Below are 13,436 nucleotides of genomic sequence, written 5' to 3'. Positions count from 1 at the left end.
GAGCAATCCAGCGCCCCGGCGAACACGATTCGATGCCACGGTCCGTGCTACGGTAGGGATCGTTTGTAACAGCGGAACACTCGGGGCGGAGGCGAGAATGGTAGTTGCCCGCAAGCCAGTCGTACCCATCTACCAGGAAATGGTAGATGAACAGCTTGTCGATTGCGCAAAGAGCGGAGACGAATTCGCCGCCGAGTTTCTCATCAATAAATACCGCAACTTCGTCCGGGTCAAAGCCAAGGCGTATTTCCTGATCGGGGCCGATCGCGAGGACATCATCCAGGAAGGGATGATCGGCCTCTACAAGGCGATCCGGGACTTCCGGCGCGACAAGCTCTCGTCGTTCCGGGCGTTCGCCGAGCTGTGCATCACCCGGCAGATCATCACGGCGATCAAGACCGCCACCCGGCAAAAGCACATCCCGCTCAACTCGTACATCTCCCTCAACAAGCCGATCTACGACGAGGACTCCGACCGCACCCTGCTCGATGTCATCAGCAGCATCAAGGTCTCCGACCCGGAAGAGTTGGTGATCAACCAAGAAGCATCGCTGATGATGCGCGAGCGCATCCGGAAGAACCTGAGCGACCTGGAGTGCCGGGTGCTGACGGCGTACCTCGAGGGCAAGTCCTACCAGGAGATGGCGACCGAGCTGCACCGCCACGTCAAGTCCATCGACAACGCCCTGCAGCGGGTGAAGCGGAAGCTGGAGCGCAACCTCGAAGGCGAAGAAGAATAGGTAGCGGCGCGTCGGTCACGCGGCCCCCCCAACCGGGGGGGGGCCGCGTGTGCGTTACCCGCCGATCTGCGACATGATCCGCCGCTGTGGGATGACGCCGCGCGCCAGCCCGTGTCCCCACGGCTTGCGGTAGGCGGCGGCGCGGAACCGCTCCCGGATCTCCTCGTAGCTCGCCCCGGCGCGCAGCGGCGTGCGCAGGTCCGCCTCGTCGTCCCGCAGGAGGCAGAGCCGCAGGCGGCCCTCGGCGGTGAGACGCACCCGCCCGCACTGGGCGCAGAACGGCTGGCTCACCGAGCTGATGAACCCGAGCGTCCCCGGGGCGCCCGCCAGGCGGTAGGTCCGCGCCGGGTCGTAGCCGGTGACGTCGATCGGGGTGAGCGGGCCGAGGGCGGCTTCGATCCGTCCCATTGTCTCCCGGCTCGGGACGTACGCGTTTGTCTGGAACCCCGCCACGCTGCCGAACGGCATCATCTCGATGAACCGCACGGCCCAGGGGCGGGTCAGGGTGAGCCGGGCGAGGTCCGCGACGGCGTCCTCGTTGAAGCCGCGGACGACGACGGCGTTGACCTTGACCGGCTGCAGCCCCGCGGCCTCGGCGGCGGCGAGCCCGTCCAGGACGTCGTCCAGGTTTCCCCAGCGGGTGATGGCCCGGAACTGCTCGCGGTCGAGGGTGTCGAGGCTGACGTTGATGCGCCGCAGCCCGGCGGCGGCGAGCGGCTGCGCGAGCTCGCGGAGACGGACCCCGTTCGTGGTCATCGCCAGATCCTCGATGCCCGACACCTGCGCGATCCTGGCGGTGAGGCCGACGATGTTGGACCGAACGGTCGGCTCCCCGCCGGTGAGCCGGATCTTCGTGACGCCCAACTCGGCCGCGACGCGGACGAGCACCAGGATCTCGTCGTCGGTGAGGATCTCGTCGCGCGGCTTGAACTCCACCGCCTCCGGCATGCAGTACACGCAGCGGAGGTTGCAGCGGTCGGTCAGGGAGACCCGCAGGTCGCGGATCTTGCGGCCGTACTGGTCGCGCATGCCTTCGCCCGGGGCTGCGGCCGGCTGGTGCGGATGTCGGGAAACGATCGTGGCCATCTCGGTAGTCATTATAGCAGTTTGCGCTCCGCCGCAGGCGCTCGATGGGAAGGACCCGTTGCGCGCGGCGCGAAGTGGGGGCCGTGACTCCCCCGGGCGTGCGCGTGCGGGATCTTCGGGTCGGCCAGCGGGCCAGCCTGTCCAAGACGATCACCCAGGCGGACATCGAGCAGTTCGCGGCGCTTTCCGGCGACCGCAACCCCCTGCACCTCGACGAAGCGTTTGCGCGCACGGGCCGGTTCGGCCGGCCGGTCGCGCACGGGATGCTTCCGGCGGGGGTGATCTCCGCCACCCTCGGCACGGTCCTTCCCGGCCCGGGGGCGATCTATCTCAGCCAGACCCTCAAGTTCCTCAGGCCGGTCTACCCGGGAGATACGGTCACCGCGACCGTGGAAATCACGGCGATCAGGGCGGACAAGGGGATCGTCACCCTCCGCACCGGGTGCGCCAATCAATCGGGGGAGGTCGTGCTGGAGGGCGAGGCGGTGCTGCTCGTTGGGCGTTGAGGAGATCCGCGCGGTGTACGCGCGGTTGGCGCCCCGGTACGACCGGGAGCAGTGGGTCGCCGAGCGCCTGCTGCTCGGCCGGCTGCGGCGGCGGCTGCTGTCCAGGGCACGCGGCCGAGTCCTCGATGTGGGGGTGGGGACGGGCGTCAACCTCCCGTACTACGCCGCGACATGTCCGATCGTGGGGGTAGATCTCAGCCGGCCGATGCTGGAACGCGCGCTGGCCCGGGCGGTCCGGCTGGGGCGCCCGCTCGCCGTGGAGGTGATGGACGCGGAGGCGCTGGCGTTTCCGGATCGGACGTTTGACACGGTCGTCTCGACGCTGACGGTCTGCACGACCCCTGACCCGGTGCGGCTGCTCCGCGAGCTGGCCCGGGTCTGCCGCCCCACCGGGCGCGTCCTGCTGCTGGAGCACGGGCTCGGGACGGTCCCGGCGCTCAACTGGGTGCTCCGCCGCTTCGCGCCCGTCCATCTCGCCCGCTGCGCCTGCCATCTGACCCTGGAGGTGTCGGCGCTCCCCGCTCGAGCCGGTCTCGAGATTCGCGGCCTGGAGCGCGCGTGGTTCGGCGTGTTCACGTTGATCGAGGCGGCGCCGGGGATTCTACCGCAGGAGGGCTGAGGGATGACGTCGCAGGGGCTTGTGGATCGGGTGGCGCTGGTGACGGGAGGAGCGCGCGGGATCGGTCTGGCCTGCGCGTCGGGGCTCAGCCGGGCCGGCGCGGCCGTGGTGATTGCCGACCGGCTTGACCGGGAGGGGGAGGAGGCGGCCCAGGCGCTCCGGGCGCACGGGGGAAAGGCGGCGTTTCTGACCGCGGACCTCGCGCGGACGGCCGAGATCCCCCGGGTCGTACGAGAGGCCCACCGCGCGTTCGGCCGGATCGACGTTCTGGTGAACAACGCCGGCATTCTCAACCAAACGGCGACCGAGGCGCTCTCCGAGGATCGGTGGGACCGCCTGATGTCGATCAACCTCAAAGCCGTTTTCTTTGTGACCCAGGCGGTGCTGCCGCTAATGGTCGAGCAGGGCGGCGGCTCGATCGTCAGCATCTCATCGCTCGCCGCCCGGGTCGGCGGGATCGCCGCGGGGATCGATTACGCGGCGAGCAAGGCCGGGGTAATCGGGCTGACCCGCACGTTGGCCCGGCAGTATGGGCCGAAGGGGATCCGGGTCAATGCCGTGGCGCCCGGCGTGATCGCGACCGAGATGACCCGGCCGTGGCCGGAGGAGGTGCGCCAGGACTTCGTCACCCGCACCCCGCTCCGCCGTCTGGGCACCCCGGAGGACGTGGCGCGCGTGGTGGTGTTTCTCGCGGGCCCCGAGTCGGCGTTTATCACCGGCACCACGATCGACGTGAACGGCGGATTGTTCATGGCCTAGGCGATGAGCCGGATGCCGATGGGTGTTTCGCCTGCCGATCGCCTGTCCTTGCCAGTCCCCCCGGGCGCTGTTAGACTACGGGTTGGAGCCGCCCTCGTAGCTCAACTCGGTAGAGCACCTCACTTGTAATGAGGGGGTTACCGGTTCGAATCCGGTCGAGGGCTCCAACAGAAACCAGGACGGACACGGCGTTGCGAGTTCCGTGGCCCTAACCCTGCCGCGACGCCTCTCGGGCGGAGGGCATCACCCCCGGTCGGCGGGTCGGCAGGATGGTCGTGGCGACACCGGCGAGTATTAGGGCCATGCCAGCATAGCGCATCGGGCTGAATACCTCACCTAAGATGACCGCGGACGACAACACTCCTGCGCAGGGAGCAAGGAGAGCGAACGGTGCCACCACCGCGGTCGAGTAGCGCTGGAGCAACCGGCCCCAGATGGCATAGGCTAGGCTGGTGGCCGCGGCCCCGAGGTACACGACCGCCGCGAGGCTCACCCATGATGCGCTAGAAACCGCCGCCAGCAGGGTCTTGTGCTGATCGGACAGGCCCGACACGATGATCGCGGGCAGCGGGGGAACAAGGCTACACCAGGCCACCAATGAGAACATGGGGACGGTAGGCGTGCGTTTCACGAGTACGTTTCCCACGGCCCAACTGAACGCCCCGGCGAGCGCCAGGCCGAGCCCCGCGATCTTGAGGTCAGATCCAACCGTCAGTCCGATCAATACCAAACCCGCACAGGCGATCGCCATGCCCGCGCACTGTCGAACGCCGGGGACATCCCGAAGGAACACCGCCGCGAGCAGGACGGTGAAGAACGCCTGCGTCTGCTGGGTCACCGAGGCGAGTCCCGGAGGCATCCCCTGCCCATAGGCGAAGAACAACAGCAGGAACTGTCCCGTGAATAGGGTCATCCCGATCAGCACGATCGATCCCCATGAGATCTTGGGTCGAGGCACGAGGAAAACGGGAAGGCAGGCGATGAGAAACCGGAGCGCGGTGAGTTGCGGGGCGGTGAAGCCTTCCAGCCCGAACTTAATCGCAACAAACCCGAACCCCCAAATCACTGACGTGAGGGTGGCCAGGGCCATGTCACTCCCGTTCATTGGCCACCCGCTGAACTCGAGGTTCGCGTACCCGGCTTGTTGGGATCCGCGCGAGGACGCGTGTCTCCTCGCCTCGCAAGACGCCGGGCCCAAGCCGTGGGTGCGCGGTCAACCGTGTCACGTTCGGGTAGAGGTGGGGAGGAGGTCACGCCGCGTGCACCTGGGGTTGGGACCCAACACGATCGCTCGCGGCCGGATTACGGGTGGCCGATGTAGTCCATACGGCCGCCGTCCACCGTGAGGATCTGAGCGGTAATAAAGCCGGAGTGCGGCGCCGCCAGGAACGCCACCGCGCGGGCGATATCGTCGGGTTCTCCTGGCCGGCCGACCATGGACCGCTCGCTGATCCGTGTGACGATGTCCCGGTACTCTTGCTCGGTGCGACCCTGCTTCACCATGTCGGTGAGGATGAACCCCGGGGCCACGGCGTTGACGGTGATGCCGGACGGTCCGAGTTCCATGGCGAACCGCCGCGTCAACATCGACACCGCGGCTTTGGTGGCCGCGTAGAACGTGCTGCCGGGCAGGGTCGTGCCGTGGCTGGCGATCGAGGTGAGGTTGACGATGCGTCCGTATCGGCGTTCCCGCATGCCCGAGGCCACGGCGCGCGTGACGTGGATCAGCCCGTCGACGTTGGTTCGGCGCATGCGCTCCATCGCGGCCGGGTCGAAACTTTCGAGCGTGGCGCGGTAGGACACACCGGCGTTATTGACCAGGATGGACACCGGCCCCAGCTCATCCGTGGCGCGGTCGATCATCTGTTGGACCTGCTCGACGTCGCCGACGTCCGCCCGCACCGCGACCGCTCGACTGCCCGCGGTGCGGATCGCGTCCACCACGGCAGCGGCCTCTTCGGCACGGGCCACATAGTTGACGCAAACCGCGGCACCCTCCCGTCCTAGGCAGCGCGCGATCGCCCGCCCCAGGCCGCGGGAAGCTCCGGTCACCAAGGCGGTCTGACCGCTCAGTCGCATTTGGGTGGTGACTATTCGTGTGCACCTGGAGCGGCGCCTGCTGGGGCCATGCGTCTGGCACCCGGCGAGAGCCAAATCGCCATGGCCTGTGAGACTCAATTGTGGGGCCGCGGCGTCGTGAATACATACCGTCCGGGCGGAACCCGGCGCCGATAACGGCGCGGTCACACCGGACAGAAGATGGCGATCGGAGAGCCGGCCCGCGCGGAGGAGAGGATCGGGTCTCATCGTGGGCGTATATCACCTGGAAGCGCCGGGCGGCCGCTCCGACCCCGATGTCGGCCGTCGGTGAGCTCAGGCGAGACGGGAAGCGGGCGAAGGTGATCCCCGGGGAAGGCTCTAGGAGGATCTGATGTTTCTCACGCGGGGGGCAACCCGCAACCCGATCTTCGTCCTGATGGCGAGCATCGCCGTCGTGGTGCTCAGCCAGATCGCATTTTCCCGCCTACCGACCGACCTCTTCCCGAAGATTACCATTCCCGTGATCACCGTGGTGACGAACTACAGCGGCGCGAGCCCGGAGGCGGTCGAGCGCACGGTCACCTATCCGATCGAGCAGGCCGTCACCCGGGTGGCCGGGGTCCAGCAGATCCTGGACACCACCCGGCAGGGGAACAGCGACATCGATGTGTGGTTCAACTGGGGGACCGATCTCAACACCGCTGAGGTCGAGATCATCCAGAACGTCCAGCGGGTGATGCGGTCGCTGCCGACCGGGGTCAGCCAGCCCTATGTCGCAAAGTTCGATATCTCCAACATCCCGGTCGTCCAAGTGGTCGTGGGGGGCGGGGGGCTCGACGCCCGGCAGTTGTACGATCTTGCCTTCAACACCATCGAGCCGCAGCTGGAGCGCCTCCCCGGGGTGTCCCAGGCGTTCGTTAACGGCGGCCTGGTCCGCCAGTTCAACGTCAGCGTGGACCCCCACAAGTTGGTCGCCACGGGGCTGACGCTGCAGAACGTTCAGGATGCGCTCACCCGGTACAACGCGCTGATCCCGTCCGGGAGCCTCCGGAACACCCGGATCGACTACCAACTGAACGTCCCCACGCTACTGCAGAACGTTCCCGCGATCCAGAACGTCGTGATCAAGACGCCGCAGGGGGTGCCGGTGCACATCCGGGATGTGGCGCAGGTCGCGGACGCGGCGGCCGACCAGACCCAGATCGTGCACGTCGACGGCAAACCCGGCGTGGTGATGTTCGTCAGCCGGCAGCCGGACGCCAACACCATCCAAACCGTCAACGCCCTCCGCGCGGCGCTCCCGCACTTGACCGGGCTGCCGCCCGGGGTAACTCTGTCCGTGAGCTTCGATCAGTCGCGCTACATCCGCGCGGCGATCACCACCCTCGGGCACGAGGCGCTGATCGGCGCGGGCCTGACCTTTCTCGTCGTGCTGGTGTTCCTGCGGAGCTTCTGGAGCCTGTTCATCGTCGGGCTGGGGATCCCGCTCTCCGTGGCCAGCGCGCTGCTGCTGCTCTATTTCACGGGCCAGACGCTGAATGTCTTCACCCTCGGCGGGCTGACGCTGGCCATGGGGCGGTTGGTCGACGACGCGATCGTCGTGCGCGAGAACATCACGCGCCACCTGACCATCCCCGGGCGGACCGTGCTCGAGGCGGTGGTCACGGCGACCCAGGAGGTGGGGCTGCCGGTCCTGGCCTCCACGGCTTCCACGATCGCGGTGTTCTTCCCGGTGGTGTTCCTGAGCGGCATCGCCGAGCGGCTGTTTGTGCCGATGGCGCTGACCATCGTCTTCGCCCTCGCCGCGTCCTATCTGGTGTCGATGACCATCGACCCGGTGCTGAGCACCCGGCTGCTCCGCGTGGCGGGCTCCGAACCGGCGCCCCTGGCCAACGGGCCCCTGGCGCGCTTCAACCGCTGGAGCGAGGGGCTGATGGAGCGGCTCGACGGGGGGTACCAGGCGGCCCTGGGGTGGACGCTGCGCCACCGGGGGCCGGTGCTCGCCGGGATCGCGCTGATCTTCGTGCTCTCGCTCGTGGCGGCCCGGGGGATCGGCACGGAGTTTTTCCCGGCGACCGATGAGAGCCAGTTCCAAATCAACCTCGAGGCCCCCCAGGGGACGGCCGTGGCGGTGACCTCCGTGCTCGCCGAGCAGGTCTCCGGGATCATCCGGGACATCATCCCCGCCCAAGATCTCATCACCATCTATACGAACTCCGGCATTCCCTCCTCCGGCGGGGGATTTGGCGGGAACGCCGGGTCGAACACCGCGAACGTCCAGGTGCGGCTGGTGCCGCCCACGCTCCGGCGGCAGTCGACCGATCAGCTGACGAACGCCGTACGGCGGGGGTTGCAGGGTAAGTTTCCCGGCGTGCAGATGTTCCTGCGCACCGGGGGGCTGCAGAACCGTGTCGTCAACTTCGGGTCCGCGGCGCCGATCGACATCCAGCTGCTCGGGTACGATCAGCAGGTCGGCGCCCAGTTCGCCCGTGAGGTGGCGAACATCGTGACGGCGATCCCGGGGACCGCCGACGTGCAGGTCACGCCCCGGGGAGCGTACCCGAACTTTACGGTCGGGGTGAACCAGGAGAAGGCGGCGCAGCTCGGGCTCTCGCCCACGGCGATCGCGAACATGATCAACACGGCGATGTCGGGGAACGTCGGTACCGCCAGCCAGTACATCGACCCGGTCAGCGGCAACGAATACAACATCGTCGTGAAGCTGCTGGACCAGTACCGGACGCACACCGAGGATCTCGGAAACGTCCCGCTGGCGGCGCTGGCGGATCCGGGGCCGGGGTCCACGCCGGCGCCCGGCCCCATGGTGCCCATCCGGCTGCGCGACGTCGCCCGAATCAGTTTGGGCAGCGAGCCCCTGGAGATCGACCGGAAGAACGAACAGCGTGTGATCGACGTCACCGCGAACGTCATCGACCGCCCGCTGGGGACGGTGTCCCAGGAGATCGTGGCCCGCCTGGGGAGCCTCCCGTTCCCCGCCGGGTTCTCCTACCACATCGCCGGACAGACCGAGCAGCAGGGGAGCGCTTTCGGCAGCCTGGGGTTGGCGCTGGCGCTGGCCTTGATGCTCGTCTACATGATCATGGCGTCGCAGTTCCAGTCGCTGCTGGACCCGTTCGTCATCATGTTCACGGTGCCGATGGGGATCATCGGCGTGATCTGGATGCTTCTGCTGACCCACACCACGCTCTCGATCATGTCGTTCATGGGCGTGATCACCATGGTGGGGGTCGTGGTGTCCAACGGCATCCTGCTCGTCGATTACGCGAACAAACTGCAGGATCGGGGGCTGGCGGTCGCGGACGCGGTGCTCAAGGCGGGCCGAATCCGGCTGCGCCCGATCCTGATGACCGCCTCGGCGACGATCCTCGCCATGATCCCGATGGCCGTAGGGCTCGGCGAGGGCAGCGAGACGAACATGCCACTGGCGCGCGCCGTGATCGGCGGGTTGAGCGTCTCAACCGGACTGACCCTGCTCTTGATCCCGACCCTCTACGTCATCTTCGAAGAGCGGTTCCCCCGCCGATCCCAAAAGGCGCCCCGCCCGGTCGACCCCCGGGCGTGAGACCTCTCGCGCCCCGCCCGCGCCCCTGAGACGGGTGGGGCGGTTTGATGGCTCTCGCGCCCTTACCTGTCCGCGCCGGAGCGATCGGTCCACCATGAACCATGCGGACAGGATCGGTTCAAATCCGCGGGTGCCGCGCACGTCTCCCTCGGGCTCGGACCCGTGACGGCCATGGGCTTTCGCGCCGTGGCGGCGTGGTGGGCGGTTGGGATCTGCCTCATCGCGGCCCACACGGCGTGGCAGCTCGACCAGGTGGTCCGGACGCCCATCCCGGCGCGGTACGATTACGATGAAGGAGTGTACGCCGCCACCGCCGATGCGGTCGCGGGCGGCGACCGCCTGTACCGGGACGTGTTCCTCAGCCAACCCCCGGTGCTGATCGTGGCGATGCGCGGGATGTTTCGCCTCCTCGGTCCTTCCTTAGTCGCGGCGAGGGGCACGGTCGTCCTCTCCTCGGCGGTTTACCTTCTGGCCATCCTGACGCTGCTCTCGACTCGTGGATCCCCCGGGGGAGGGGTCCTGGCCGTGTGTCTCCTCCTGGGGCGCCCGACCTTCCTGACCATGTCGCACACGGTCGAGATGGAACTCCCGGGGGAAGCACTCGCCTGCACGGCGCTCGCCCTGGCCGTGATGGGCCGCCGTCGTGGATGGGGGTGGTGGGCCGCGGCCGGCGGCGCCGCCACACTCGCCTCCATGACCAAATTGACGGCGGTGACCTGTCTGATCCCCCTCGCCGGTGCCGTGGCGCTGGAGCGTAGGGAGGGGCTCCCGGGGCGGTGCGCCGCGGTGGGGGTGGGAATCCTCGCCGCCGCGTTCATGCTCATTCCGGTGGTTGCCCTGCCGGGATTCCGGGATCAGGTCTTCGGCTTCCACCTCCTGCTGGCGCACGCGCTCCACCAGACGGCTTCGGCCCACGCCGCCGTGCTCGGGCGGTTCCTCCTGGCGGAGTGGCCGCTGAGCGGCCTGGGACTCCTGGGAACGTGGTGGGCGGTGAGGGAGGGCCGGTGGCTGGAGCGCGCCCTGGTCGTCTGGCTCGCGGCCGACTGCGGGGGCCTCATCGTCTTGACGCCGTTGTGGGATCATCACCTCCCGATCCTCTTCTCCCCGCTCGCGTTGCTGGCGGGCTTGGTGCTCGGTCGGGTCGCGGCCTGGGCGACCGCTGGGGGCCCGGCGTGGCGCCCCGCGCGGTATGCCGCCGTCGCCGTCGGGGGGATCGGGTTCTTGGCGGTTGCATTGGCAGCGATGCCGCCGATGCACGCCTCCGCGGAGCTCGGTCGGGCGGTGACACGGCTGGCGGGAGCCCTCCCCACGAACGGGAAAGTCCTGAGCGATGACCCGATGGTGGCCTTTTTGGCTCACCGCGCGCTCGCGGCCCGGTTGATCGATACGTCCCTGACGCGCATCTGGGTCGGCCAGATCTCCGAGGGGCAGCTGGCCGCGGCGCTCCGGGAGGAGCGGACCGCCGCGGTGGTCCTGTGGCGGGGCACCTTCAGGCAATATTTCCCCCGGTTCACCGCCGCGGCCGTCCGCCTCTTCCCCATTGAGGCTCGCAGCGGGCGCGGGCGGGTCGTCCTGCTGATGCGGGAGGCCGCGCCAAGCCGGCCCTGATCTCCTGCGATCCTCCGGCTAACTTCCGTCGGTGTTCCCCCCTCTGCATGACACCTCGTGGTCTAATCCGGCCACATCCGGGGCAGTGAATCTAGTGAGAGGGCTCAGGAGGTGAGCGTGATGCGGACGATGTGCGTGCTCGCGGCCTGCACGATGCTGTGGACGATGTCCGTCGGCGTTGTCGGCGCCCGCGCTGCCGGAGACGAGATTCCCCCAACGGTCGGAAGCACCATGTGCCTCACCCCCATGACGGCGGTCTTCCTGTCCGGGGGCGCCTGCCCCGGTCGTCCGGCCTCTCTGAACGGCGGCGGGCAGGGCCTCACCCGAGAGTAACGACCAGGGGCGCGGCGCCGCAGATCGTCGGCACTCGGCTCTCGAAGGTCTCGTGTCAACCAACGTTTCCAAGAACCCCGATCGCCCGGAGTCAGGCACAAGCGACGAACCAGGCACGTGATCACTGCAGGCCTCGCAAAATCAGGAGGTGGAGTGGATGCGGATTGTGCCGTTGGCACTCGCGGCGATGATCGCCGGTATGGGACTGGGATTGGGATTCGTCGGAACCGCTCAAGCGCACGGGGGCGGCGGCGGTGAGATCGTGGTGCCGGTGCTCCAGACGTACAGTGCCTGTCAGGTGCAGCCGGCCATCGTGGAATCCTCGGCCTGCAACGATTCGGAGGGCCATTAGGGCTCGACGTTTCGCCGAAAGGTTCCGCTAGATCACGCGGGGCCGCGACCCGGCCCGGCGTCGATGCGTCCGCAGGCCCTCAGGGAGATCCCCTGAGGGCCTGCGCTGCTCCTGCCGGGGGTGGGAGGGGCGAGGCAGGTGGCGTACAGAGATGCGCCGAACACGCCCGGTAGCAGATGCGCCCAGGGGGAGGTGGAGAATGAGGCGCTTCTTGGTCGGAACGTTGGTGTGTGTGTTGTTCGGTGCGTGGGCCGGGGTCCCCGGCGGATTCGCGGCGAACTATGGGCCTCAGCAGACGGTGGTCATCGCGCATGACATCACCGACGCGGTCACCCTGGATCCGAACCTCGCCTATGAGCTCTCGGGCACGGTGACGGACCACCAGCTGTACTCGAACCTGGTGACGTTCGTGCGCGGGAACCTCACCCAGCCGCGGCCGCAGGTTGCCCAGTCCTGGGACGTCAGCCCGGATTCTCGGACCTACACCTTCCACCTGAAGCACGGGGTCGTGTTCAGCAGTGGAAACCCGCTGACGGCGGACGATGTGATCTACACCTTCCAGCGGGTGGTGAACCTGCCCAAGGATCCCGCGTCGTGGCTGATCACCCAAATGGGGGTCGACGACAAGAGCGTGCTGAGCGCCGTTAAGGCGACGGACCCCTACACCCTGGTCGTCGCGCTCCCCAAGCCGTTCAGCCCGGGGGCCTTCCTCTCGATCATGGCGAACCCGGTGACCGGGATCGTGGACAGCAAGACGGTGAAGGCGCACGTGCAGAACAACGACTGGGGCAGCAACTGGCTCAACGACCACTCCGCCGGCAGCGGCCCGTACGAGCTCGTCAAGTGGGAGCGGCAGGTCACGATTGAAATTGAAGCCAACCCGCACTACAACCTCGGGCCCGCGCCTTCGATCAAGCGCATCATCTTCTCCAACATCATCGAGAACACGGTGCAGCGGGAGATGTTGGGGCGGGGGGACGTCGACATCGCCTGGGACCTCTCGGCGTCGCAGTTGGACGCGCTCAAGCACGAGGCGAAGTTCTACGTCGCCCAGACGCCGGACCTCTCCATGCAGTACCTGGGGATGGACGTCAAGAACGTGCCGGCGTTTGGGAAGCCGGCCGCCCGGCAGGCCGTGAAGTACGCGATCGACTACGATGGGATCATCCACGACCTGCTGAACGGAAACGGATTGCCCCTGCAGGGGGTGATTCCGAAGGGATTGTTCGGCTACGACGCCGCGCTCCCGTTCAAGCACGATCCGGCCAAGGCTAAGAGCCTTCTGTCGGAAGCGGGGTTCCCGAGCGGCTTCACCGTCGAACTCCTCACCGGGACCGGGACGGCGGCGGGTGGGGTCTCCCTGGGCGACCTGGCCGCCAAAATCAAGAACGACCTGGGGGCGGTCGGCATCAAGGTGAACGTCCGCCAGATCGCATCGAGCGAGATGCTCAAGACCTACCGGGCGCAGCAGGCGCAGATGGTCCTGCTGGGCTGGTACGTCGACTATCCCGACCCCGACGACTTCGCCAAGCCGTTCGGCGACTACACCCAGAAGTCGCTGGCCTGGCGGCTCAATTACGCGAACGACCCGCTGGCCAAGCTCGTCGATCAGGCGGCGGGGATGCAGAACACCCCCGAGCGGGCCTCAATCTATAAGAAGGTGAACGACATCGAAGCGCAGGACGGCCCCTTCGCCGTCCTCTATCAGCCGATGATCTCGTTCGGAGTTTCGAAGCGGATCCAGAATCTGGTGTTCGACCCGGTCAACTACTTCGACTTCCTCTCGATGACGAAGCAGTAGGGAGGCACCG

Annotated in this window: 12 protein-coding genes and 1 tRNA gene; 10 read left to right on the top strand and 3 right to left on the bottom strand. The window is 67.7% G+C overall.

Annotated elements, in window-relative coordinates; all coding sequences use genetic code 11:
* Window positions 1–97 precede the first annotated feature (97 nt).
* Window positions 98–739: an RNA polymerase sporulation sigma factor SigH gene (sigH, locus tag VKV57_09205; protein ID HLW60084.1), complete on the top strand. Its 642-nt coding sequence runs from the start codon at window positions 98–100 to the stop codon at window positions 737–739.
* A 54-nt stretch (window positions 740–793) separates the two neighbouring features.
* Here sigH and moaA read toward each other — a convergent pair whose 3' ends face one another.
* Window positions 794–1,837, bottom strand: a complete 1,044-nt coding sequence (gene moaA / locus VKV57_09200) for a GTP 3',8-cyclase MoaA (protein HLW60083.1) — start codon at window positions 1,835–1,837, stop codon at window positions 794–796.
* Window positions 1,838–1,869: 32 nt separating this feature from the next.
* On the opposite strand from moaA, the gene VKV57_09195 reads away from it, so the two are divergent.
* The 4 genes from VKV57_09195 to VKV57_09180 all read left to right on the top strand — a co-directional run bounded on the left by VKV57_09195 (window position 1,870) and on the right by VKV57_09180 (window position 3,876).
* Window positions 1,870–2,331, top strand: a complete 462-nt coding sequence (locus VKV57_09195; protein ID HLW60082.1) for a MaoC family dehydratase — start codon at window positions 1,870–1,872, stop codon at window positions 2,329–2,331.
* Window positions 2,321–2,950, top strand: a complete 630-nt coding sequence (locus VKV57_09190) for a class I SAM-dependent methyltransferase (protein HLW60081.1) — start codon at window positions 2,321–2,323, stop codon at window positions 2,948–2,950. Before VKV57_09195 ends, VKV57_09190 begins: the two co-directional genes overlap by 11 nt.
* A gap of 3 nt (window positions 2,951–2,953) precedes the next feature.
* On the top strand, window positions 2,954–3,709 hold the full coding sequence (locus tag VKV57_09185; GenBank protein HLW60080.1) for a 3-oxoacyl-ACP reductase family protein: 756 nt from the start codon (window positions 2,954–2,956) through the stop codon (window positions 3,707–3,709).
* Window positions 3,710–3,799: 90 nt separating this feature from the next.
* Window positions 3,800–3,876, top strand: a tRNA-Thr gene (locus VKV57_09180).
* Window positions 3,877–3,917: 41 nt separating this feature from the next.
* Here VKV57_09180 and VKV57_09175 read toward each other — a convergent pair.
* Both VKV57_09175 and VKV57_09170 read right to left on the bottom strand, forming a co-directional pair.
* Window positions 3,918–4,814 (bottom strand): EamA family transporter, encoded by an 897-nt coding sequence (locus VKV57_09175; GenBank protein HLW60079.1) that lies wholly within the window; start codon window positions 4,812–4,814, stop codon window positions 3,918–3,920.
* A gap of 197 nt (window positions 4,815–5,011) precedes the next feature.
* Entirely contained in the window at window positions 5,012–5,788 is a 777-nt protein-coding gene (locus tag VKV57_09170; GenBank protein ID HLW60078.1) for a 3-oxoacyl-ACP reductase family protein, read from the bottom strand.
* Window positions 5,789–6,140: 352 nt separating this feature from the next.
* Here VKV57_09170 and VKV57_09165 point away from each other — a divergent pair, with 352 nt between their 5' ends.
* From VKV57_09165 to VKV57_09145, 5 genes are all read left to right on the top strand, one after another.
* The gene (locus tag VKV57_09165) at window positions 6,141–9,332 is read left to right on the top strand and encodes an efflux RND transporter permease subunit (GenBank protein ID HLW60077.1); all 3,192 of its coding nucleotides are present in this window, start codon (window positions 6,141–6,143) and stop codon (window positions 9,330–9,332) included.
* Between the two features lie 171 nt (window positions 9,333–9,503).
* Window positions 9,504–10,940, top strand: a complete 1,437-nt coding sequence (locus VKV57_09160; protein ID HLW60076.1) for a glycosyltransferase family 39 protein — start codon at window positions 9,504–9,506, stop codon at window positions 10,938–10,940.
* A 111-nt stretch (window positions 10,941–11,051) separates the two neighbouring features.
* Window positions 11,052–11,273: a hypothetical protein gene (locus tag VKV57_09155; protein ID HLW60075.1), complete on the top strand. Its 222-nt coding sequence runs from the start codon at window positions 11,052–11,054 to the stop codon at window positions 11,271–11,273.
* Between the two features lie 157 nt (window positions 11,274–11,430).
* On the top strand, window positions 11,431–11,625 hold the full coding sequence (locus tag VKV57_09150) for a hypothetical protein (GenBank protein HLW60074.1): 195 nt from the start codon (window positions 11,431–11,433) through the stop codon (window positions 11,623–11,625).
* 199 nt (window positions 11,626–11,824) lie between these two features.
* Entirely contained in the window at window positions 11,825–13,426 is a 1,602-nt protein-coding gene (locus tag VKV57_09145; GenBank protein ID HLW60073.1) for an ABC transporter substrate-binding protein, read from the top strand.
* Window positions 13,427–13,436 lie beyond the last annotated feature (10 nt).

Source organism: bacterium (assembly GCA_035307765.1).
In the GTDB taxonomy this organism is placed as follows: Bacteria; Sysuimicrobiota; Sysuimicrobiia; order Sysuimicrobiales; family Segetimicrobiaceae; genus Segetimicrobium.
Note: the sequence above shows the minus strand (reverse complement) of the source record. Positions and strands in the feature narration are given on the sequence as shown.

Coding starts and splice junctions, on each gene's coding strand:
- VKV57_09160 (HLW60076.1), top strand. CDS start 9,504: ATGGGCTTTCGCGCCGTGGCGGCGTGGTGGGCGGTTGGGATCTGCCTC.
- sigH (HLW60084.1), top strand. CDS start 98: ATGGTAGTTGCCCGCAAGCCAGTCGTACCCATCTACCAGGAAATGGTA.
- VKV57_09170 (HLW60078.1), bottom strand. CDS start 5,788: ATGCGACTGAGCGGTCAGACCGCCTTGGTGACCGGAGCTTCCCGCGGC.
- VKV57_09165 (HLW60077.1), top strand. CDS start 6,141: ATGTTTCTCACGCGGGGGGCAACCCGCAACCCGATCTTCGTCCTGATG.
- VKV57_09175 (HLW60079.1), bottom strand. CDS start 4,814: ATGAACGGGAGTGACATGGCCCTGGCCACCCTCACGTCAGTGATTTGG.
- VKV57_09185 (HLW60080.1), top strand. CDS start 2,954: ATGACGTCGCAGGGGCTTGTGGATCGGGTGGCGCTGGTGACGGGAGGA.
- VKV57_09145 (HLW60073.1), top strand. CDS start 11,825: ATGAGGCGCTTCTTGGTCGGAACGTTGGTGTGTGTGTTGTTCGGTGCG.
- VKV57_09195 (HLW60082.1), top strand. CDS start 1,870: ATGGGAAGGACCCGTTGCGCGCGGCGCGAAGTGGGGGCCGTGACTCCC.
- VKV57_09150 (HLW60074.1), top strand. CDS start 11,431: ATGCGGATTGTGCCGTTGGCACTCGCGGCGATGATCGCCGGTATGGGA.
- moaA (HLW60083.1), bottom strand. CDS start 1,837: ATGACTACCGAGATGGCCACGATCGTTTCCCGACATCCGCACCAGCCG.